Here is a 21,146-nt window from a genome sequence, read left to right as displayed (position 1 = left end):
TTTTTGATTATTTGATTTTCAGACGGCCTTTTATACAACTTAAGAAAAGACATAAATCATAAGCAACTTATTTCAAGATGGCCCGTTTTCATCTGATACTACAAATATTCCTTTAAAGCCTATTACATTTTCCCCACCATATTTCCTTGTTTGGAAACCAAAAGCTGGTCGATTTTCAAATTTTCAGTATCAATGATTTCAAACTTATAACCGGCATAAACCAGAAAATCCGTACGTTTCGGAATTTTGCGCAGGGAATACATCATAAAGCCGGCGATGGTTTCATAATTTTCCGAATTGGGAAACTCTTCAATATCCAGCGCACGCATGACATCGGTAAGCGGCGTGGCACCATCCACCAGCCAAGTGTCTTCGGTGCGGCGGATGATCTGCGGCTCTTCTTCGGTATTGACCAGCTCGCCCATAACGATGCTCATCACGTCTTTCAACGTGACCACGCCGACCACCAGCGCGTATTCGTTCACCACCACGGCAAAGTCTTCGCCGGAAGTTTTGAAGGTTTCCAAGACATCGTAAAGCGACAGCGTGTCGGGGATGAACAAGGCTTTACGTAACACGCGTTTGTCGGTCAGGCGGACGTCTTTTTCTTTTAAAAACAAGGTCAACAGCGTATGCGATTCGATATAGCCGATGACACGTTCCAAGTCGCCGTCGCATACGAGAAATTTATTGTGCGGTTTTTCCGACATCATTTCCAATACGGTATCGCTGTCGTCGTGTTTGTCAAAATAGGCGATATATTCGCGCGTACTCATGGTAGAAGTAACCGTACGCTCCTGCATATCGAAAATATTTTCAATCAGATAGTGTTCTTGTTCTTTCAATACACCAGCCTGCGCACCGGCATCAACGACGGCATAAATATCTTCCGAGGTCAGCTGCTCCTGACGGACGGTTGAGATTTTGAAGAGTTTGAATATTGCGTTTGCCAATCCGTCAAAAACCCAGACAAGGGGCTTTAAGATAAAAATCAAAAACATCATTGGACGGACAATGCGTACCGCCACCGCTTCGGGATGGGTCATTGCCATGCGCTTGGGCATCAGGTCGGCAATTAAAATAAAGCTGCCTGTAACCAGCGAGAAAGTCAGCAAAGAGGCAACTGTGCTACCCCAACTGCCTACATTCTCCAACAGCTTGCCAAAATACGGACGTATTGCCGCTTCGCCGACGATACCGGCGAGAATGGCGACGGCGTTCAAACCGATTTGGACGACGGTGATGAAGCTGCCCGGCTGCTGCTGCATATTGAGTACATCCAGCGCGCGCGTGTCGCCGCCGTCTTTTGCCATGACCTGCAATTTGATTTTACGTGCCGAGGCAAGCGCGAGTTCGGAACAGGACACAAACGCACTAATAACAATCAGCAGGCACAATAATAGTAAGGCTTCAAAAATATTCATGAAAATTTGTGTGTATGGTATAGGTTAAAAATATTCAAACAGCAAAGGCCGTCTGAAAAACTCAATTTGATCTTAGATTTGTATTATGTTCATTTACTGTTTTAATCATCCAGCGCATCTTCATCCAAGGATTTCAGCCATTTCAGCTTTTCGCCAATTTTGATTTCCAATCCACGCGGGACGGGTTGGTAGAAATCGGGTTCGTCCAAGCCATCGGGCATATAGCTCTCACCGGCAGCGTAGGCATTCGGCTCGTCGTGGGCATAGCGGTATTCACGTCCGTAACCCAACTCTTTCATCAACTTGGTCGGCGCATTGCGTAGGTGGACAGGCACTTCGTCGCTGGCATTTTCTTTGACGAAGCGGCGCATTTGGTTGTATGCCTTATAGCCCGCGTTGGATTTCGCGGCGGCGGCAAGGTACAACACGGCTTGAGCCAAAGCGAGTTCCCCTTCTGGCGAGCCTAAGCGCTCATAAGTAGCGGCGGCATCATTGGCAATCGTTAAGGCACGCGGATCGGCCAAGCCGATGTCTTCCCATGCCATACGGACAATGCGGCGGGCGAGATAGCGAGGATCGGTACCACCGTCGAGCATACGGCAGAACCAATACAATGCCGCATTAGGATGCGAACCGCGCACAGATTTGTGCAACGCGGAGATTTGGTTGTAGAAACTCTCACCACCCTTATCAAAACGGCGGATTTGCGCACCCAAACTGTCTGCCAGAAATTCGGCGGTTAGGGTTTTCAGACGGCGTGTATCGGCAGCGCGTAAAAGTTGCTCGATCAAGTTCAACAATCTGCGCGCATCGCCATCGGCGGTATTCACGAGCAATTCTTGCGCATCCACATCAATCGTAAAATCTTGGTATTCGGGCAAAGCCAATACTTTGGCAATCAACTTTTTCAGGTCGTCTGAAGACAAGGATTGCAAAACATACACCTGCGCTCTGCTGAGCAATGCCGGATTGACTTCAAATGACGGGTTTTCCGTGGTGGCGCCGATAAAGGTTAATAGGCCACTTTCGACATAAGGCAAAAATGCGTCCTGTTGCGCTTTGTTGAAGCGGTGTACCTCGTCAACAAATAAAATCGTCGCGCGCCCTTGTTGCAAGGCAATTTCAGCTTTCTCGATTGCCTCGCGTATGTCTTTCACGCCGGAAAATACGGCAGAAACCGGCAGAAATTGGGCATTAAAGCTTTGCGCCAAAATCCGCGCCAGCGTGGTTTTGCCTACCCCCGGCGGCCCCCACAGCAACATAGAATGCGGCTTTCCTCCCTCGACCGCTACGCGCAAAGGTTTGCCTTCGCCGATTAAGTGCTGCTGCCCAATGACATCGTCTAAAGAATGCGGACGCAGGCGTTCGGCAAGCGGCGCATCGGGTTGGCGGGTGAAAAGGTCGGACATGGCGGTTTCCGTGAAAGAGAGGTTTCAGACGACGTGGATTATAGCAGGTCGTCTGAAAGGGGGATTAACGCTCTTTGGGCGTAATATCAATATAATTTTCATTCAAAATTTGTAGTGATTTCCCGCTGATGACGATACATTCCTCAGCTAATTTCGCAGCTTCCTCTTTTCCTTTGTTGTTTTCAGCAGTCGGTGGGCAGAAGACCTTAGTGTCACCTAAGTTCCAAGCCATGTAGCCGTATAGGGCGTTGTTGCGTTGTTCGGGGATTGAAGAACAGGTAATGCCTTTTTCTACTTTTTCTTTTTCTGAAAGGGAAGAACATTTGAAATTTTGTTTTAACTTGAGCAAATCACCTCTTCTAATGCCATTGTTTGGTTGGAAATTATTATGTAATAAATACCAGGATGAGTTTGCGGGAGTTTCAATGAAGCGGACAGTATTTAATAAATATAAAATTGATTTTTCCCTAGAATACTGCGATGGCATGGCTGAAATAGTCATTAAAACTAGAAAAGAAGAAAAAATAGGCTCTGATAAGGTAATTTTTTTGTTATTCTTTTTATATAATTTTGCAAATGAAAAGTTAATATATAAAAGAAATATTATCAGTGAGATTAAGATTAACACATAAAGTAGTGGGAACTTAAAAAAATCATAAATTTTTTCTATAATAAAATAAAATATGACTATTATTGATAATATTAGTAGTGATGTATTTATAATATTTAAGATAGAAATAGGATCTTTAATTGTTTCAAGTTGTTTTCTGCCCTTTTTATCTGTTTTTTTATCAAAAGGGCTAATAAAGTATAATGTAGCAAATGGGAGGGTGAATAACAGATAAATTATACCTAAAGATACTGCTGAGGCTACTAAGCTTGATGGATTGTTTATAGTGTCAGGAAAAATACTTAGATAGTTAATATTCCCTAGATATGTATAGGCCAAAAAACCTCCTGTTACAATACCTATGGTAACTGAAATACCTGTTAGTTTATTAATTACATCTATATAATCAGTTTGCTTTGTTTTTAAATCAACTTGTGTTTGTTGCTTTATCTCGGGTGATGTAGGTTCTTTAATTCGATTGTTCGAAATACTATGTATTTTCTCTTTTTTGTTATCATTCGTTTTTAGCTGAATATGTAATTTTCGCTTTTTCATCATTATTAAATCCCTTCGTTTTAAAAGATTCTCAAAGCTCACCCAAAATTATAACCCAACAATCCCCAATCCCCCATCTCACACCGCTTACGGTATAATACGCGTTTGTTTAAAGACTTTGCGGGGCGTTTCAGACGACCTTGCAGCAAGGGATGGCTATGAATATGAAAAAGATGGTTGCCGTTGCTTCTGTGGCGGCGTTGTTGGGCGGTTGCGCTTCTGATTCTGACTCGGCGTTCGGCGGTTTGGGCGGCGGTACGGGTATCGGCGGCAGCGTGGTGAAAATGGCGGTCGATCATCAGTGCCGTTCGGAGTTGAACAAGCGCAACGAGTGGCGTTTGATCGCGCTGACGATGAGCGCGGACAAGCAGCGCGAGTGGGAAGATAAAATCTGCGGCTGCGCGAGCGAGGAGGCGCCGAATCAGGTGTCCGCGCAAGAGTTGATGGATGTTTTGAATCCTTCTTCGCGCGATCGGGCGATTGCGTCGGTAACGGTGAAAACTGTCAATGCTTGTTTCAAGCGTTTGTATAGATAATGTTTTTCAGACGACCTCTGTGTATCAGGGTTGTCTGAAAGTTTATAGTGGATTAAGGTCGGGATAGAGCGGTTTGCGGGATTGTCCGCAGGCGGGTTTCCTGTTTTGACCGGCAATATTTTTGTTTTTATAGAGAAGAAACCATGAAATACATCAGTACCCGCGGTGCAACCGCACGCAAGCAATTCAGCGAAGTTTTATTGATGGGTTTAGCTCCTGACGGCGGTTTGATGCTGCCTGAGCAATACCCTCAAATCGACTGTGCTACTTTAGACCAATGGCGCACACTCAGCTATCCTGAGCTGGCGTTTGAAGTCATGAGCCTGTTTGCCACCGACATCCCTGCTGATGATTTACGCGACATCATCAACCGCACCTACACCGAAGAAGTATTCGGTACCCAAGCCATTACTCCGGTGCGCACACTTTCAGACGGCATTAAAATCCAAGCACTGTCCAACGGCCCGACTTTGGCATTCAAAGACATGGCCATGCAATTCTTGGGCAATGCGTTTGAATATGTATTAAACAAAGAAGGCAAAGAACTCAATATCTTGGGCGCCACCAGCGGCGACACCGGCTCTGCCGCCGAATATGCCCTGCGCGGTAAAAAAGGCGTTAATGTCTTCATGCTGTCTCCGGAAGGCAAAATGAGCGCATTCCAACGTGCGCAAATGTTCAGCCTGCAAGATGCTAATATCCACAACATCGCCGTTGAAGGCATGTTTGACGACTGCCAAGACATCGTCAAAGCCGTACAAAACGATGCCGAATTCAAAGCCAAATACCACATCGGTACAGTCAACTCCATCAACTGGGGACGCATCATCGCCCAAGTCGTGTACTACTTTGCCGGTTATTTCAATGCCACTTCGAGCAATGATGAAAAAGTCAGCTTCTGCGTGCCAAGCGGCAACTTCGGCAATGTCTGCGCCGGCCATATCGCCCGCCAAATGGGTCTGCCTATCCACCGCTTGATTGTTGCCACCAATGAAAACGACGTATTGGACGAATTTTTCAAAACCGGCGCATACCGCCCGCGCAACAGCGAACACACCCACGTCACTTCCAGCCCGTCTATGGATATTTCCAAAGCCTCCAACTTCGAGCGTTTTGTGTTTGACCTGATAGACCGCGATGCAGACGAAATCAAAACATTATGGGCTGAAGTAGGCTCCGGCAAAGGTTTCAATTTGGAATTTATGTTAAACAAAGTACATCAACAATATGGCTTTGTTTCCGGCAAATCGACCCATGCCAACCGCCTTGCCACCATCAAACAGGTTTACGAACAAGACCGTGAGTTGATTGATCCGCATACAGCCGATGGCGTCAAAGTAGCGCGTGAAGTACGCGAAGCCGGCGAAACCATCGTCTGTCTCGAAACCGCGTTGGCTGCCAAATTTGAAGCCACCATCCATGAAGCTGTCGGCGAAGTTGCCATCCCCCGCCCGGCCGCATTGGAAGGCTTGGAAAACTTGCCGCAACGTGTCCGTGTTGTCCCTAATAACGCAACGACAGTAAAAGACATCATTAAGGAAGCTTTGGCTTAACCAGCTGTCTTTGACGACTGAAGAGGCCGTCTGAAACTTTTTCAGACGGCCGCAACTGGTGCTTGAGAAGTGGATAACATTATTGCCAATCCTACCGCATCACAGTCGTTCTCATTATAAAATCAAGGCGTTAAAACAATACCAACTCCTTTCAACTTTCAATTGCAAACATTGTAATGACAGATATTTTCGTTTAGAATTGCATGTTTGCTCTAAATCTGGATTGATATGCAGACAACACAAGCCACATCCAACTGGGAGCTGTACAAGCGTTTGCTTGGATATTTAAAAAGCTATTGGAAGATGTTTATCGTCTCCGTAGTAGCCATGCTGATTGTCGCCGGTACGATGCCGGCTTTCGGTTACTTACTCAAACCTTTGATTAATGAAGGTTTTGTCGATAAAAACATGAAAAGCATGTCATGGTTGCCGCTGGCAATTGTGGCGCTGTTTTTCGTTCGCGGCCTGTTCAACTTCATTAACGAATATTGCACGACTTATCTGTCCAGCCACTTGGTGCAGCGTTTGCGCGGTGAAATGTTCAATAAAATGATGCACCTGCCGACTTCGTATTTCAGCAGCAATACCGGCGGCCGTCTGATGTCGCGCATTTTAAACGACGTCAACCAAATTACCGATGCAGGATTTAACGTCATTACCGTGATCGCCAAAGACGGCGTGAGCGTGGTCGGTCTGTTGGGCTTGTTGACTTATCTAAACTGGCGTTTGACCCTGATTACTTTTATTATTTTGCCGGTCGTCGCCGTATGTATCCAAACGGTCAGCAAACGCTTGCGCAAATTGTCTGCCAACAATCAAATTTACATCGGTCAGCTGATGCAGGTTTTGGGAGAAAGCATCAATGGTGAACGTGTTGTGAAAATCTATGGCGGTCAAGATTATGAAAATCGCCGCTTCAACCGTATTGCCGACGATGTGCGCCGCAACCTGCTCAAACAGGTTTCCGCCAGCTCTGCCGGTACCGGCATTACGCAATTAATGGCTTCGGTTGCACTGGCTGCGATTATTTACGCAGCGGCACGCCAAGCAGGGCTTTCAGGATTTAGTGCAGGCGATTTTATGTCGTTTTTGTCCAGCATGATCATGATGTTTGACCCCATCAAACGTATGACCGGCGTGATGCAATCCCTGCAACGCGGTTTGGCGGCGGCAGAAAGTGTCTTTACCTTTTTGGATCAACCCGAAGAGAGCAACGAAGGCAAACAAATCCTCAGCCCAAACCCTGGAGATATTGAATTTTGCGATGTTGTACACCGCTATCCTGAAGCCGAACGCAACAGCTTGAACCACATCAACCTGCTTGTACCGCAAGGCAAAGTGACTGCATTGGTCGGCGCATCAGGCTGCGGTAAAACCACTCTGGCCAATATGTTGCCGCGCTTCCTAAATCCGGATGAAGGCAAGGTTTTGATTGGCGGTATCAACATCAAGGAATATACACTCGAAAGCCTGCGCAGCCGCATGGCATTTGTCGGCCAAAACGTTATCCTGTTTAATGGTACGATTGCTGAAAACATTGCCTATGCTCAAGCTGACAAATTCAGTGAAGAAGAAATTATCAATGCTGCAAAAGCCGCGAATGCTTGGGAATTTATCCAAAAAATGCCGCAAGGTTTGCACACTGAAGTTGGCGAAAACGGTTTAAAACTGTCCGGCGGCCAACGTCAGCGCCTCGCCATTGCGCGTGCGCTTTTGAAAAATGCGCCGATTTTGATTTTGGACGAAGCCACCAGCGCATTAGATAATGAATCCGAACGTTTGGTACAAACCGCATTGGAAAACCTGATGCAAAACCGTACCACATTGGTGATTGCCCACCGACTTTCAACCATCGAAAAAGCCGACAATATCGTTGTGATGCACGAAGGCAATGTAGTCGAACAAGGCACTCATCATGAATTGATCAACGCAGGCGGACGCTATTCCGACCTGCACAGCCTCAGCGAAAAATCAGCCAAACCGGCAAGCAAGTAGCTGAACACCATATTCCATTCTTTTTATTAACCTCGGCCGCCCCTACCTATTCTTTTCAGACGGCCTTATCCGACAGGAAATATCAATGGCAGCATTCAACACCCAGAAAGTCTTGTCCGTACACCACTGGACCGACGCTTACTTCACTTTCACCTGTACCCGTGACGAGTCTTTGCGCTTTGAAAACGGCCAATTCGTCATGGTCGGCCTGATGGTAGACGGCAAACCGCTGATGCGCGCATACAGCGTGGCTTCTGCCAACTGGGAAGAGCATCTGGAATTTTTCAGTATCAAAGTACAAGACGGCCCATTGACCAGCCGCCTGCAACACCTTAAAGTCGGCGACGATGTCCTCATCAGTAAAAAACCGACCGGTACACTGGTTGCCGGCGACCTGAATCCGGGCAAACATCTCTACCTCTTGAGCACCGGTACCGGTATCGCCCCTTTCTTGAGTATTACCAAAGACCCTGATGTTTATGAGCAATTCGAAAAAATTATCTTGGTTCACGGCGTACGCTACAAAAAAGACTTGGCATACTACGACCGCTTCACCAAAGAATTGCCCGAACACGAATACTTGGGCGACTTGGTTAAAGAAAAACTGATTTACTACCCGATCGTTTCACGCGAAGAATATGTACATCAAGGCCGTCTGACCGATTTAATGCGCAGCGGCAAACTCTTTGAAGACATCGGCCTGCCTAAAATCAATCCGCAAGACGACCGCGCTATGCTGTGCGGCAGCCCAGCCATGTTGAAAGACACCTGCAACGTTTTGGACGAATTCGGACTGACCGTTTCTCCGAAAACCGGCGTTCGCGGCGACTACCTGATTGAGCGCGCATTCGTCGATCAATAACGTACGTTAGCAACAGGCCGTCTGAAACCCTTCTTTCAGACGGCCTAAACCTTAATAATTTATCCCACATTATGCCTACTCTACTCATCATCCGTCCGTCCAACCGTCCACAGCAAGATATCCAAACCTGCCATACAGCCGGTTGGCAGGCTCAGGTATTGAGTCCGATTGAAATAGAGGTGGATCGTTCGGCGCAAAAAAAACTCCCCGAACAATTCAAGCAAGCCGACGTCGTGTTTTGGGTCAGCCCGACCGCTATTGAAACCGCAGCGCCGCATCTGAACTTTTCAGACGGCCACAAAGCACACATTACCGTCGGCCAAACCAGCCAACATACTTTGGCGCAATTCTCCCCCTATCCCGTATTCTCTCCCGAAGACGGCAACGACAGCGAAGCCGTCTTGAGAATGCCTATTTGGAAAAACCTGCCACCCAACGCCCGAGTTCTAATCATTCGAGGTCATGGCGGCCGTGATTTTTTAGCAGACAAACTGACCGAACTGGGTTTCCAAATCGACATCGCCGAAATCTATTTCAGACGGCCACACGCCATCGATTGGCAGAACTTTAAAACTGAAGACATCGCTGCCGCCTACGTCACATCCGGCGAGCTCGCGCGCGAATTTTTCCATCAGATTCCGCCGCAATTTTCCCGATTCTTCGAATCCTTGCTATACTTTACCCACCATCCGCGTATTGCCGATGCACTTCGCATCGTCGGCGCCAAACATGTAGAAACCGTCACTTCTTTATCCGCTGCACTTTCATCCATGCCACAAAGGAGCCAAGCAGTGAACCCAGTCGAAGACAATAAAGATACCCAACAAGTTGCCAATACGGCAGCTCCGGGGCCTGAACGTTCTGAAAACACAAGGCCGTCTGAACAAATCAAACCTACCCAACCTCAGCGAGTGGAGGCGAGCATGCCCGAGTCCAACAATCTCCCACAAAACAACGCCCCTGTTATCATCAAACAATCTGGCGGCAAAGCCTTGGCCGCAGGTGCAACCGTCTTGGCACTGCTTAGCTTGGGCGCGAGCGGATTCCTGTTTGTACAGGGCCAAAATGTTTTAAAAAACCAAGAGCTCGAATTCAACCAAAAAATCGACAAAGCTGCATTGGGCGAGTCTGAAAACGCCAGCCTTTTAAAAGACAACCTCAACCGCCAAACCGCTATTCAAGCCGAGTTAGACCGCCTGAACAACGGTCAAAAAAACAATAGCGATCAAATCCTGCAATTGCAGAAAGCTTATCAAGAGTTACTCAAAGGCCGTATCAACTGGCTGGTCGACGAAGCCGAATCGATGTTGAACACTGCTTCGCAACAATTGATGCTGTCAGGCAACCTCCAAGGCGCAGTCAGCGTATTGGAACACATCGACAGCCGCTTAAGCCGTTTTGAACAACCTGAACTTATCCCCATCAAACAAGCCATCAGCAATGATTTGGCCGCGCTGAAAAACCGTCCTTATGTCGATATTTCCGCTACTGCCTTGCGTATCGACCGTTTGGAAACCGGTATTTCAGGCCTGCCTTTGGTTTTGGACGGCGTATTAAAACCAGGTGCCGCGCCTGTCGAAGCCGCCAATTCAGGAACTTGGTGGGAAAATACATGGGAAAAATCCCTCAATGCCCTCAAAGGCTTGGTTGAAGTCCGTCATCTGGACAGCAACGACGCCATGTTGATTTCACCCGATCAAACCTACTTTATCCGTGAAAACCTGCGCCTGCGCCTTTTGGATGCGCGCATTGCCCTGTTGCAACACAACGGCGAAGTGTATCAAAGCGATTTGAACAACGTTGAAGCAACCGTGAAGCAATACTTCGACAGTAAATCCCCTGCTACCCAGTCATGGCTGAAAGAGTTGGCCGAACTCAAAGCCCTTGATGTCCGTATGATTTCAGACGACAGCCTGAAAGCCAGCTTGAGCGCCGTTCGCGCTTTTCAAGAAGGTTCGCGTATACAAATGACGACCGAAGAAGCTGCACAAACCCAAGCTGCCGAGCAAACCGCTTCCGCTCCGGCTGCAGCTACCGAACAAGCCACAACTGCCGCACCGGCGGCCGCTTCTGCCTCTCAATCTCTGGAAGCACCTGCTTTGCCGTCTGAAAACAAAAAAGAACCGGCCGCCGAAGCTGCCAAACCACAAAACCAAACCAAGCCTGCTGCCAAAATTAAAGGAGAGCAAGCATGAAAACCGTCGTTTGGATTGTCATTCTGTTTGCAGCCGCCGTCGGTTTAGCCTTGGCTTCCGGCATTTATACCGGCAACGTGTACGTCGTGGTTGAGCAAACCATGCTGCGTATCAATCTGCATGCCTTTGTTTTAGGTCTGCTGTTGAGCGTATTGGTCTTGTATTTCCTGATTAAATTCGTGTTCGGCCTCTTGAACATTCCGGCGCGTATGCAACGCTTCGGCATTGCCCGCAAAGGCCGTCAGGCTTCTGCCTCTTTGAACAGCGCAGGTCTGGCATATTTTGAAGGCCGTTTTGAAAAAGCCGAACAAGAAGCCGCCAAAGTCTTGCAAAACAAAGAAGCAGGCGACAACCGCACCCTGGCTTTGATGTTGGGCGCGCATGCGGCCGACCAAATGGAAAACTTCGAATTGCGCGACCGCTACCTGCATGAAATCGAACACCTGCCACAAAAACAACAGCTTTCCCGTCATCTTTTGCTGGCCGAATCTGCACTGAGCCGCCGCGATTATCCGACTGCCGCACAAAACCTTGAAGCCGCAGCAAAAATCAATAGCAACTTAAGCCGCCTAGTCCGCCTGCAATTGCGTTATGCCTTTGATCATGGCGATGCTGCAGATGTCTTGGCAAAAGCAGAAAAACTGGTTAAAGCCGGCGCCATCAACGATTACGAAGCCGAACAGTATCAAAATTGGGCATATCGCCGCCTCTTAAGCGAAGCAACCGATGCAGGCAGTCTGAAAGCTTGTTTGAAACACATTCCTGAAAGCATGAAATCAGGCGAATTGTGTGTCGCGATTGCCGAAAAATACGAGCGTTTGGGTTTGTATGCCGAGGCGGTCAAATGGGTTAAAGCCCATTATCCGCAAACCCGTCAGCCTGAGCTCTTGGAAGCATTTGTCGAATCCGTACGTTTCCTAAGCGAGCGCGAGCAACAAAAAGCCATCGACTTGGCAGACTCTTGGCTGCAGGAACAACCCGACAATGCACCACTGTTGATGTATCTTGGCCAACTGGCTTACGGACGCAAACTTTGGGGCAAAGCCCAAGGCTACCTCGAAGCCAGCATCGCCCTGCAGCCCAGCGTATCCGCACATTTGGTCTTGGCCCGCGTGTTTGATGAAACCGACCAACCGCAAAAAGCTCAAGAACAACGCAATTTGGTTTTGGAAAGCGTGGCCGAAGAAGAACATCCGGCAGCCCTTCCTCAGTCAAATTGATGTGCTGATTTCGCATTAAGCGACAATATGAAATCTACAACAGAACCAACCATTTAATCATTTCAGACGGCCTCAATACATATCTAAGGCCGTCTGAACTTTGTCCAACACACCAAATCAGAAAGCCTCTCTACCATGACTGCTCTGAAAAACGACACTTTCCTCCGCGCCCTGCTCAAACAGCCTGTCGAATACACTCCTATCTGGATGATGCGCCAAGCCGGACGCTATCTGCCTGAATACAAAGCCACGCGCGCACGCGCAGGCAGCTTTCTCGATTTGTGCAAAAACACCGAGCTGGCAACCGAAGTTACCATCCAGCCTTTAGAACGTTTTGATCTAGACGCGGCAATTCTGTTTTCCGATATTCTGACCGTTCCCGATGCCATGGGTTTGGGCCTGTATTTTGCCGAAGGCGAAGGCCCGAAATTTGAACGCGCCTTGCAACACGAAGTCGACATTGCAAAACTGCAAGTTCCTGACATGGAGAAACTGCAATACGTCTTTGATGCCGTAACTTCCATCCGTAAAGCACTGGACGGCCGAGTTCCGCTGATCGGCTTCTCAGGCAGCCCGTTCACACTCGCCTGCTACATGGTTGAAGGCGGCAGCAGCAAAGAATTCCGCACCATCAAAACCATGATGTATTCGCGTCCTGATTTGCTGCATAAAATCCTCGACACCAATGCTCAAGCCGTTACCGCCTACCTCAACACCCAAATCGATGCCGGCGCACAAGCCGTACAAATTTTCGATACTTGGGGCGGCGTGTTGAGCGATGCCGCATTTAAAGAATTCAGCCTGAAGTACATCCGACAAATCGTTGCCGGACTCAAACGCGAAAGCGAAGGTCGCCGCGTGCCTGTTATCGTATTTGCCAAAGGCGGCGGCTTATGGCTGGAAAGCATGGCAGAAATCGGCGCAGATGCATTGGGCTTGGACTGGACCTGCAACATCGGCGAAGCCCGCCGTCGCGTCGGCGAACAAGTTGCCCTGCAAGGAAACTTCGACCCGTTTGCCCTCTTCGGTACACCGGAATCTATCCGCACCGAGGTCGCACGCATTCTTGCCGACTATGGCAACGGCAGCGGCCATGTATTCAACCTCGGACACGGCATCAACCAACACGCCGATCCGGAACACGCCAAAATTTTGGTCGATACCGTACACGAATTATCCCGTCAGTATCACCATTAATTAAAACAACTCAAAGGCCGTCTGAAAACAGAAACACGATTATCGTGTAAATTTGTTTTCAGACGGTTTTTCTATATACTTAATATCTGAAGCTTATCAGCTGACACCTTCAAACTTAAAAACACATCCACTCCCGCTACCGAATATGAATTTTTTTAAAGACATCACCTGGACCGAAATTTTCATCTTCGCCCACACCTGCGCCGCACTCGTCTGTATGCTGCGCGTGTTGTACAAACAAAAAAACATCGGCTCAACCTTTGCCTGGCTGATTATCCTATTCCTTTTCCCCGTATTCGGAACCATCGCCTACATCCTTATTGGAGAGCCTCGTCTAGGCACCGCCCGCGCCAAACGTACCGGCGAAATGAACCGCTTCTACCGCAACTTTGCCGCCACCCATCTAGCCGATATCTATCTCGACATTGCCGACCAAGTCAAATCACGATACCACGGCATCAGTAAAGTTGCCGAAAAAGGAACGGGGCTGGGTGCAACCAAAGGCAACGCCATGAGCCTGCTCTCTACCACAGATGCCATCATCGACAGCATGCTTGCGGACATACGCGCCGCAACCCATTCCTGCCTGCTGGCCTTTTACATTATCGAACCCAAAGGCCGCATTGAAGAAATTTTAAATGAAATTCTTGCCGCCGCAGATCGAGGCGTTGACTGCGCCATTCTGGCCGATGCCGTCGGCAGCAGGAGTTTTTTTGAAAGCGATTGGGTAGAGATACTGCGCCAAGCAGGCATTGAAGTACATACCTCATTGCCTGTCGGCATTTGGCGTACATTATTTACGCGTACCGACCTGCGCAACCACCGCAAAATCCTCGTTATCGACAGCAAAATTGGTTACACCGGCAGCTTCAACCTCGTCGACCCGCGCTATTTCAAACAAAACTCCGGCGTTGGAGAATGGGTCGATGTCATGATGCGCTGCACAGGGCCTATGGTTTTGGAACTGTCTGCCGTCTTCTTCGCCGACCTTGCCGTCGAAACCGATGAAAACCTCCAAAACGTACAAACATACCTCAACAAAGCCCAAAGCCTGCTGCCCCAAATCCTTCCTGAAAAAATGCAGCAAGGCGATATCGTTGCCCAAATCATTCCATCCGCCCCCGAGCAAGGCAGCTTCGTTATTTACGAAACCATCATCAGCGCCATCTATGCCGCCACCAAACAAATCACGATTACCACCCCCTACTTTGTCCCCGACGAGCCGCTTCTCATGGCATTAACCGTTGCCGCCAAACGCGGCGTCAAAGTGACCCTGATACTGCCTGCCAAAGTCGATTCACTGATGGTTCGCTACGCCTCACGCGCCTACTACCCTATGTTGCTGGAAGCCGGCGTCAAAATCGCCATGTTTGAAGGCGGTCTTCTACATGCCAAAACCATGACTATTGACGAAGACTACTCCCTCTTCGGTACGGTCAACATGGACATGCGCAGTTTCTTCCTCAACCTAGAAATCAGCCTCGCCATCTACGATCGTGATACCACCAAACAAATCTGCAACCTCCAACGCAGCTACCTTAAAAACAGCAGCTACATTGCCATCAAATCATGGCAACAACGCTCCAAACTCCGCGGCCTCGTGGAAAATGTCGTCCGCCTGATGAGTCCTTTACTGTAAAACATAAATATTTAGGCCGTCTGAAAAATACTTTTCAGACGGCCTTTTTTATATATAAAAATTATATCGTTCTTTTATTTTAAATCAGATGCTTAAGCGATCATTTACACCAACCAAACAAACCAATACCTATCCCTATTCCAAACTGCATGGTTACAAATAATTTGACAAAATCATTTTTAGGGATATAATATTTCTCATATATGATTTTTATTATATATATTTATTTATAGATAATTCATTCTGAAACAAGGAGCAATAAAATGAAACGAAACTTGGGTACTTTGGATCGCGTAATCCGTATTGTTATCGGCGTAGCGCTGATTGCTGCGGCCGCTACCGGACACATTGGCTGGTGGGGTTGGCTGGGCATCATCCCCCTGGGTACAGCACTGATTGGCAACTGCGCGCTGTACAGCTTATTGGGCATCAACACCTGCCGCATCAACAAAAAATAAAGAAGGCAAAACATGAGTACGGTCGGACAACTCCCGCAAATCAAGCCTTCCGAAGCAATGGCAAAAATCCGTGAGGGCGCGTTGGCAGTGGACATCCGAAACCAAGTCGAATATCGGGGCGGGCATATTGTCGGTGCATTATCCCTTCCGCTTGAACAGCAGCGAGACAAACTGCCCGATGATACTGCCCAATGCCTGATTTTTTATTGCCTGAGCGGTAAACGTACAACACGGGCAGAAACAATATTGTCAGCGCTTGGCCAAGGTCGAGAATGTTATATTCTAGAAGGCGGCTTACTTGCATGGAAAGCTGCAGGGCTTCCTATTGTTGCCGACCGTGCCGCACCGGATATCATGCGGCAGGTGCAAACCATTGCGGGCAGTTTGATTCTGTTGGGCGTGCTGGCAGGTTGGCTGGTATCGCCTTGGTTTTATCTGATAGACGTGATGGTCGGCGCAGGCCTATTAACGGCTGGACTAACCGGATTCTGCGGCATGGCTCGCCTGCTAGCCAAAATGCCATGGAACCATTAAGCAAAGGCCGTCTGAAAGTTGCTGCTGAGGCCATTATGACTGATAATTCGACCTCTTCATTTGCCGAAAAGCGTGAAAAATGACCATTGCCGACAATCAACCGCCCTACGAAGAAGCCACCGCTTTTCTCAAACTACTGGCCAATCCCAACCGCCTCGCCGTATTGTGCAAACTACATGAAAGACCGCACAATGTAACCGAGTTGGCTGAATCATCCGGACTGCCGCAAGCGGCAATGTCCAGCCAATTAGCGCTACTGCGTGAAGCCGGTTTGGTATCGTTTGAAGTGAACCATCGGGAACGGCAATATTACATTGCCGACCCGAGGGTAACCGAGATGATACAGTTGCTGTATTCCTTTTTCTGCGCAGATAAACCTTGAAATGTTGCCGAAATAGGATAGTCAAAAAATCTATCCTATTTATAATTTTAAAGGCCGTCTGAATCTTTTTCAGACGCCCTTTATTGTATTTTTAGTCTTGCCATATCATCTCGTGTTTAGAACCATAAGTAATCTTCTTGATATTGCTTTCAAGAGCAATTTCTTTATCTAATGTTCCTGAGTATTCCGAACCTGCTAATTTTTGAAATAAAGTAATATTCAGCTCATCGTTGCGGCTAGTTGTTTTGATATCTGAAATACCCATTGCACTATTGCCTAATAAGCCTGTCAAATGCACCTGCCTATTCCCCTTAGCTTCATTGACAGTAATTTTAAAATTCTGAATATCTTCCAACTTAATTTCATCAGTGAAAAAGCAGCCGGATAATATCAAGCCTGTTACTCCCAGCATCATTACCCTCATTTTCATAATAATTCCCTGTTCGATTTAGTAATCTCAAAACTGACAGTTTCAGTATTTTCAGACGGCCTTTTCCTAACCTTTCTACTTAACCATCACCCTTTCTTTCAAAGTCTTCAATACGTTCTTCACTGTATTAATCCGCACTTCGATATTTTCCATCTCTGCGGTAAATCGCAGCTTATCCGCGCCGACAAGGCGGTATTTTTTGTCGTTCTGAATCAGCAGGATGATTTCGGTTGGATCGACATTATTGTTTTTGCCAAAGGTTACCGTTACCGCTTCGCTGGTCGCATCAATGGCATCGATACCCAGTTCTTTTGCCGCAAGCCGCAGGTGGTGGCTTTCGATGAGGGTTTTGACGGGTTGTTCGGGCAGGCCGAAGCGGTCAACGAGTTCTTCGTATATGGCGTTGATTTGTTGCACGGTTTCGCAGACGGCGAGGCGTTTGTAGAGGACGAGCCGTTCGTGGATGTCGGGGCAATAGCTTTCGGGCAGCAGGGCGGGGCTGTGCAGTTTGATTTCGGTGGTGATGCCCAACGGTGCGTCGAGGTCGGGCTGGCGGCCTTTTTTGAGGTCGCGCACGGCTTGTTTGAGCATTTCGGTGTAGAGCGTGAAGCCGACCTGCATCATTTCGCCGGATTGTCCTTCGCCGAGGATTTCGCCTGCGCCGCGGATTTCCAAATCCTGCATGGCGAGGGTGAAACCTGCGCCGAGTTCGTCTGCCGCCGCGATGGCGTCGAGGCGTTTTTCTGCGTCTTTGGTGATGTATTCGGGCGTGAGCAGGTAGGCGTAGGCTTGGTGGTGGCTGCGGCCGACGCGACCGCGAAGCTGGTGCAGTTGCGCCAGTCCGAATTTGTCGGCGCGTTTGATGATAATGGTGTTGGCGTTGGGGATGTCGATGCCGGTTTCGATGATGGTGGAACAGAGCAACACGTTGAATCTTTGTTGCAAAAAGTCGCGCATGACTTGTTCCAGCTCGCGCTCGCGCAGTTGTCCGTGCGCCACGCCGATGCGGGCTTCGGGCAGCAGGGTTTCCAGCCGCTCGCGCATATTCTCAATCGTATCTACTTCATTGTGCAGGAAAAATACCTGCCCGCCACGTTTGAGTTCGCGCAACACGGCTTCGCGCACGCTGCCTTCGCTGAACGGTTTGACAAAGGTTTTGACGGCGAGGCGGCGGCTGGGTGCGGTGGTAATCAGCGAGAAGTCGCGCAGACCTTCGAGCGCCATGCTGAGGGTGCGCGGAATCGGCGTGGCGGTCATGGTGAGGACATCGACATTGGCGCGCAGGCGTTTGAGCTGCTCTTTCTGGCGCACGCCGAAGCGGTGTTCTTCATCAATAATCACTAAACCTAAGTTTTTGAATTTTATGTCGTCCTGCACCAATTTGTGCGTGCCGATAACGATATCGACCGTGCCGCCCGCCATGCCTTCCAGCGCGGCCTTGGTGGTTTTGCTGTTGTTGAAACGCGAAAGGCTGGCGACTTTCACGGGGAAATCGGCGAAGCGGTCGGCGAAATTTTGCGCGTGCTGCTCGACCAGAAGCGTGGTCGGAGCGAGTACGGCAACCTGTTTGCCGCCCATCACCGCTACAAACGCGGCGCGCAGGGCGACTTCGGTTTTGCCGAAACCGACATCGCCGCACACAAGGCGGTCCATCGGCTTCGCCTGCGTCAGGTCTTTAATCACGGCGGCAATGGCGGCGGCCTGGTCTTCGGTTTCTTCGTAGCCGAAGCCGTCGGCAAACGCCTGATAGTCCAACTCGTTGATTTCAAACTTGTGTCCCGATTGGGCGGCGCGTTGGGCGTAGAGGTTGAGCAACTCGGCGGCGGTATCGCGCGCTTTTTCGGCGGCTTTGCGCTTTGCCTTGTTCCACGCGCCACTGCCGAGCTTGTGCAGGGCGACGTTTTCATGCGCCTGGCCGGAGTAGCGGCTGATTAAATGCAGTTGCGAAACAGGCACATAAAGCTGTGCTTCGCCCGCGTATTCGAGCAACATCATTTCGTTGGTTTCGCCGCCCAAGTCCATCGTTACCAAGCCCATATACCGCCCGATGCCGTGTTCTTCGTGAACGACGGGGTCGCCGATGTTGATTTCGGCAAGGTCGCGCAACAGGCCGTCTGAAACGGCAGCGTGTTTCTTGCGGCGGCTGTGGACGCGAGAACGGGCGACGTATTGGTAGAGCTCGGATTCGGTGATGACGGCGATGGCACTTTGAGCGGCAACCGCTTTGCCCTCTCCCCAACCCTCCCCCACGGGGGAGGGGGCAGGCTGCTGTTGGATTTGCCTGTGCAGATCACTTGCGATGGGGTGCAGGCTGCTTTCGGTTTTTAGGTCGTCTGAAACGGCAGCGGCACTTTGTCCCCTCTCCTGTGGGATAGGGTTTGTTGCGGCTGTGGAAAATTCGGTTTGAGCGGCAACTCCCCAACCCTCCCCAACGGGGGAGGGGGCAGGTTGCTGTCGGATTTGCCTGTGCAGGCTATTTTCGACGGGATGCAGGCTGCTTTTAGTTTTCAGGTCGTCTGAAATGGCGGCTGCATTCTGTTCCCTCTCCTGCGGGAGAGGGTTTGTTACGGCTGTGGGAAATTCACTTTGAGCGGTAACTGCTTTGCCCTCTCCCCAACCTTCCTCCACAGGGGAGGGGGTAGGTTGCCGTTGGATTTGCCCGTACAGAGTACTTTCGATGGGGAGCAGGCTGCTTTTGGTTTTTAGGTCGTCTGAAATGGCGGCTGCATTCTGTTCCCTCTCCTGTGGGAGAGGGCTAGGGAGAGGGTTTGTTGCGGCTGCGGGAAATTTGGTTTGGTCGGCAACCGTTTTACCTTCTCCCTCGGAAGCGGGAGTAGGTTGTCGTTGGTCCGGAGCGCGCAGCCCACCCAGTTTGAATCCGTATGCCAACGGCGCCACTGTAATCATCAGCGGCTCTTGCGCCGATAAAAAGCCCTGCCAGTCGGACACAGGTTTGGCTTTCAAACCGTTTTGCTGCAAGAAACCGAGCATGGTTTCGCGCCGTCCCAAACTTTCGGCGCACAGCAAAATCCGTCCTTCAAAGGTCGTCTGAAAATCCTTCAATGCCTGCAACGGCTCGTCGGACTGGCGGTTGACGGCAAGGTCGGGCAGGGTGTGTTCCTTGCCGGAAACATCGGGCAGCACTTGTCCGTAGTTTTTCAGACGACCTGCGAACACATCGGCAGAGAGATACAAATGCTGTGGAAGCAAAGGCGGATAGGTTTCGTCGCCCTGCGCCATGGCGTAACGCGATTTGACGTCGCTCCAAAAGCGGTTTGCCTCGGCGTGAACATCGCCCAAAGAGACAAACAGCGCATCTTCGCCGATATAGTCAAACAACGTTTCCAGCTCGTTTTCAAAAAACAGCGGCAGATAGTATTCCACGCCCGCGCCGAAGTGGCCGTTGCTGACGGCTTTGTACACGGCGGCATCGTTTGGATTGCCATCGACTTCCTCGCGGAAGCGGCTGCGGAAGATTTTTTGCGCCTCGCTGTCGGTGGGGAACTCGTGCGCCGGCAGCAGGCGGATTTCGGAAACGGGCGAGATGGTGCGCTGCGTGTCGGTGTCAAACGTTTTAATGCTGTCGATTTCATCGTCGAACAAATCGATGCGGTAAGGCATTTCGCTGCCCATCGGAAACAAATCGACAATCCCGCCGCGTACGGCAAACTCGCCCGCCGCGACAACATGGGAAACATGGTTGTAGCCCGCATCCACCAAATCGGTTTTCAGACGACCTATATCCAAAGTCTGCCCCGTTTTCAGCCAAAACGTGCGCCCCGCCAAAAACGGCACGGGCGGCAGCTTCTGCATCGCCGTGGCAACCGGCACAAACAACACGTCCGCCGCGCCGCTTTTAATCTGCCACAACGCCGAGAGCCGCTCCGACACCAAATCCTGATGCGGCGAAAAACGCTCGTAAGGCAGCGTTTCCCAGTCCGGCAGGAACACCGCCGTGTCGTGCGGACGGAAAAACCGCCATGCCGTCTGAAGGCGCAACGCCTGTTCCGCATCTTGGGTCAGCACGACTTTGAGCCGCTTATGCGGCAGATAACGCGCCAAAGCCAAGGGCAGCGAGCCTTGAGACAGATTGAGCCAACGGGATTTTTCACGGGGTTTGGGAATCGGATAAGTCATGACAAAACAG

The 21,146-nt window shown here is 49.6% G+C and carries 16 protein-coding genes and 1 pseudogene; 12 read left to right on the top strand and 5 right to left on the bottom strand.

Annotated elements, in window-relative coordinates; genetic code table 11:
• Window positions 1-122: 122 nt before the first annotated feature.
• From O3660_RS05845 to O3660_RS05835, 3 genes are all read right to left on the bottom strand, one after another.
• Window positions 123-1,424 (bottom strand): hemolysin family protein, encoded by a 1,302-nt coding sequence (locus tag O3660_RS05845; protein WP_049351275.1) that lies wholly within the window; start codon window positions 1,422-1,424, stop codon window positions 123-125.
• A gap of 101 nt (window positions 1,425-1,525) precedes the next feature.
• Window positions 1,526-2,833 (bottom strand): replication-associated recombination protein A, encoded by a 1,308-nt coding sequence (locus O3660_RS05840; RefSeq protein ID WP_049351276.1) that lies wholly within the window; start codon window positions 2,831-2,833, stop codon window positions 1,526-1,528.
• Window positions 2,834-2,897: 64 nt separating this feature from the next.
• Window positions 2,898-4,001 carry a hypothetical protein gene (locus O3660_RS05835; protein ID WP_049351277.1) on the bottom strand — a complete coding sequence of 368 codons (1,104 nt, stop codon included), beginning with the start codon at window positions 3,999-4,001 and terminating at the stop codon, window positions 2,898-2,900.
• 155 nt (window positions 4,002-4,156) lie between these two features.
• On the opposite strand from O3660_RS05835, the gene O3660_RS05830 reads away from it, so the two are divergent.
• The 12 genes and pseudogenes from O3660_RS05830 (at window position 4,157) to O3660_RS05775 (ending at window position 16,569) form a co-directional block, all read left to right on the top strand.
• Complete coding sequence (locus tag O3660_RS05830; protein WP_080974641.1) at window positions 4,157-4,534, top strand: hypothetical protein; 378 nt, start codon at window positions 4,157-4,159, stop codon at window positions 4,532-4,534.
• A 143-nt stretch (window positions 4,535-4,677) separates the two neighbouring features.
• Window positions 4,678-6,087, top strand: a complete 1,410-nt coding sequence (gene thrC, locus O3660_RS05825) for a threonine synthase (RefSeq protein ID WP_049351278.1) — start codon at window positions 4,678-4,680, stop codon at window positions 6,085-6,087.
• Window positions 6,088-6,315: 228 nt separating this feature from the next.
• A complete protein-coding gene (gene msbA / locus O3660_RS05820) occupies window positions 6,316-8,082 on the top strand; it encodes a lipid A export permease/ATP-binding protein MsbA (RefSeq protein WP_049351279.1) in 1,767 nt (588 codons plus the stop codon).
• 85 nt (window positions 8,083-8,167) lie between these two features.
• Window positions 8,168-8,944, top strand: coding sequence for a ferredoxin--NADP reductase (locus tag O3660_RS05815; protein WP_049328975.1), 777 nt, complete (start codon window positions 8,168-8,170; stop codon window positions 8,942-8,944).
• A gap of 71 nt (window positions 8,945-9,015) precedes the next feature.
• A pseudogene (locus tag O3660_RS05810) lies at window positions 9,016-9,758 on the top strand (uroporphyrinogen-III synthase).
• Between the two features lie 109 nt (window positions 9,759-9,867).
• Window positions 9,868-11,139 (top strand): uroporphyrinogen-III C-methyltransferase, encoded by a 1,272-nt coding sequence (locus O3660_RS05805; RefSeq protein WP_308888376.1) that lies wholly within the window; start codon window positions 9,868-9,870, stop codon window positions 11,137-11,139.
• Window positions 11,136-12,359, top strand: a complete 1,224-nt coding sequence (locus O3660_RS05800) for a heme biosynthesis HemY N-terminal domain-containing protein (protein WP_049351281.1) — start codon at window positions 11,136-11,138, stop codon at window positions 12,357-12,359. The genes O3660_RS05805 and O3660_RS05800 overlap by 4 nt, the downstream gene beginning before the upstream one ends.
• Before the next feature lie 135 nt (window positions 12,360-12,494).
• Window positions 12,495-13,556, top strand: coding sequence for a uroporphyrinogen decarboxylase (gene hemE, locus O3660_RS05795; protein ID WP_049328978.1), 1,062 nt, complete (start codon window positions 12,495-12,497; stop codon window positions 13,554-13,556).
• 145 nt (window positions 13,557-13,701) lie between these two features.
• Window positions 13,702-15,195, top strand: coding sequence for a cardiolipin synthase (gene cls, locus O3660_RS05790; protein ID WP_049351282.1), 1,494 nt, complete (start codon window positions 13,702-13,704; stop codon window positions 15,193-15,195).
• A gap of 263 nt (window positions 15,196-15,458) precedes the next feature.
• Window positions 15,459-15,653, top strand: a complete 195-nt coding sequence (locus O3660_RS05785; RefSeq protein ID WP_036491196.1) for a DUF2892 domain-containing protein — start codon at window positions 15,459-15,461, stop codon at window positions 15,651-15,653.
• 12 nt (window positions 15,654-15,665) lie between these two features.
• Window positions 15,666-16,187 carry a rhodanese family protein gene (locus O3660_RS05780; protein WP_049351283.1) on the top strand — a complete coding sequence of 174 codons (522 nt, stop codon included), beginning with the start codon at window positions 15,666-15,668 and terminating at the stop codon, window positions 16,185-16,187.
• 79 nt (window positions 16,188-16,266) lie between these two features.
• A complete protein-coding gene (locus O3660_RS05775; RefSeq protein WP_049328980.1) occupies window positions 16,267-16,569 on the top strand; it encodes a helix-turn-helix transcriptional regulator in 303 nt (100 codons plus the stop codon).
• Window positions 16,570-16,660: 91 nt separating this feature from the next.
• Here O3660_RS05775 and O3660_RS05770 read toward each other — a convergent pair whose 3' ends face one another.
• Both O3660_RS05770 and mfd read right to left on the bottom strand, forming a co-directional pair.
• A complete protein-coding gene (locus O3660_RS05770; protein WP_049328981.1) occupies window positions 16,661-16,999 on the bottom strand; it encodes a hypothetical protein in 339 nt (112 codons plus the stop codon).
• A gap of 75 nt (window positions 17,000-17,074) precedes the next feature.
• Complete coding sequence (gene mfd, locus O3660_RS05765; RefSeq protein WP_371464651.1) at window positions 17,075-21,136, bottom strand: transcription-repair coupling factor; 4,062 nt, start codon at window positions 21,134-21,136, stop codon at window positions 17,075-17,077.
• Window positions 21,137-21,146: the final 10 nt, after the last annotated feature.

The sequence above is a fragment of the Neisseria sp. 27098_8_139 genome, from assembly GCF_041433195.1.
GTDB classification, from domain to species: domain Bacteria; phylum Pseudomonadota; class Gammaproteobacteria; order Burkholderiales; family Neisseriaceae; genus Neisseria; species Neisseria subflava.
The sequence above is the reverse complement of the archived record's forward strand: the minus strand, read 5'-3'. Positions and strand labels throughout refer to the sequence as shown.

What these genes read in the sequence shown, in the direction of transcription:
- O3660_RS05845 (WP_049351275.1), bottom strand. Translation starts at nt 1,424, where the DNA reads ATGAATATTTTTGAAGCCTTACTATTATTGTGCCTGCTGATTGTTATT.
- O3660_RS05840 (WP_049351276.1), bottom strand. Translation starts at nt 2,833, where the DNA reads ATGTCCGACCTTTTCACCCGCCAACCCGATGCGCCGCTTGCCGAACGC.
- O3660_RS05835 (WP_049351277.1), bottom strand. Translation starts at nt 4,001, where the DNA reads ATGATGAAAAAGCGAAAATTACATATTCAGCTAAAAACGAATGATAAC.
- O3660_RS05830 (WP_080974641.1), top strand. Translation starts at nt 4,157, where the DNA reads ATGAATATGAAAAAGATGGTTGCCGTTGCTTCTGTGGCGGCGTTGTTG.
- thrC (WP_049351278.1), top strand. Translation starts at nt 4,678, where the DNA reads ATGAAATACATCAGTACCCGCGGTGCAACCGCACGCAAGCAATTCAGC.
- msbA (WP_049351279.1), top strand. Translation starts at nt 6,316, where the DNA reads ATGCAGACAACACAAGCCACATCCAACTGGGAGCTGTACAAGCGTTTG.
- O3660_RS05815 (WP_049328975.1), top strand. Translation starts at nt 8,168, where the DNA reads ATGGCAGCATTCAACACCCAGAAAGTCTTGTCCGTACACCACTGGACC.
- O3660_RS05805 (WP_308888376.1), top strand. Translation starts at nt 9,868, where the DNA reads ATGCCCGAGTCCAACAATCTCCCACAAAACAACGCCCCTGTTATCATC.
- O3660_RS05800 (WP_049351281.1), top strand. Translation starts at nt 11,136, where the DNA reads ATGAAAACCGTCGTTTGGATTGTCATTCTGTTTGCAGCCGCCGTCGGT.
- hemE (WP_049328978.1), top strand. Translation starts at nt 12,495, where the DNA reads ATGACTGCTCTGAAAAACGACACTTTCCTCCGCGCCCTGCTCAAACAG.
- cls (WP_049351282.1), top strand. Translation starts at nt 13,702, where the DNA reads ATGAATTTTTTTAAAGACATCACCTGGACCGAAATTTTCATCTTCGCC.
- O3660_RS05785 (WP_036491196.1), top strand. Translation starts at nt 15,459, where the DNA reads ATGAAACGAAACTTGGGTACTTTGGATCGCGTAATCCGTATTGTTATC.
- O3660_RS05780 (WP_049351283.1), top strand. Translation starts at nt 15,666, where the DNA reads ATGAGTACGGTCGGACAACTCCCGCAAATCAAGCCTTCCGAAGCAATG.
- O3660_RS05775 (WP_049328980.1), top strand. Translation starts at nt 16,267, where the DNA reads ATGACCATTGCCGACAATCAACCGCCCTACGAAGAAGCCACCGCTTTT.
- O3660_RS05770 (WP_049328981.1), bottom strand. Translation starts at nt 16,999, where the DNA reads ATGAAAATGAGGGTAATGATGCTGGGAGTAACAGGCTTGATATTATCC.
- mfd (WP_371464651.1), bottom strand. Translation starts at nt 21,136, where the DNA reads ATGACTTATCCGATTCCCAAACCCCGTGAAAAATCCCGTTGGCTCAAT.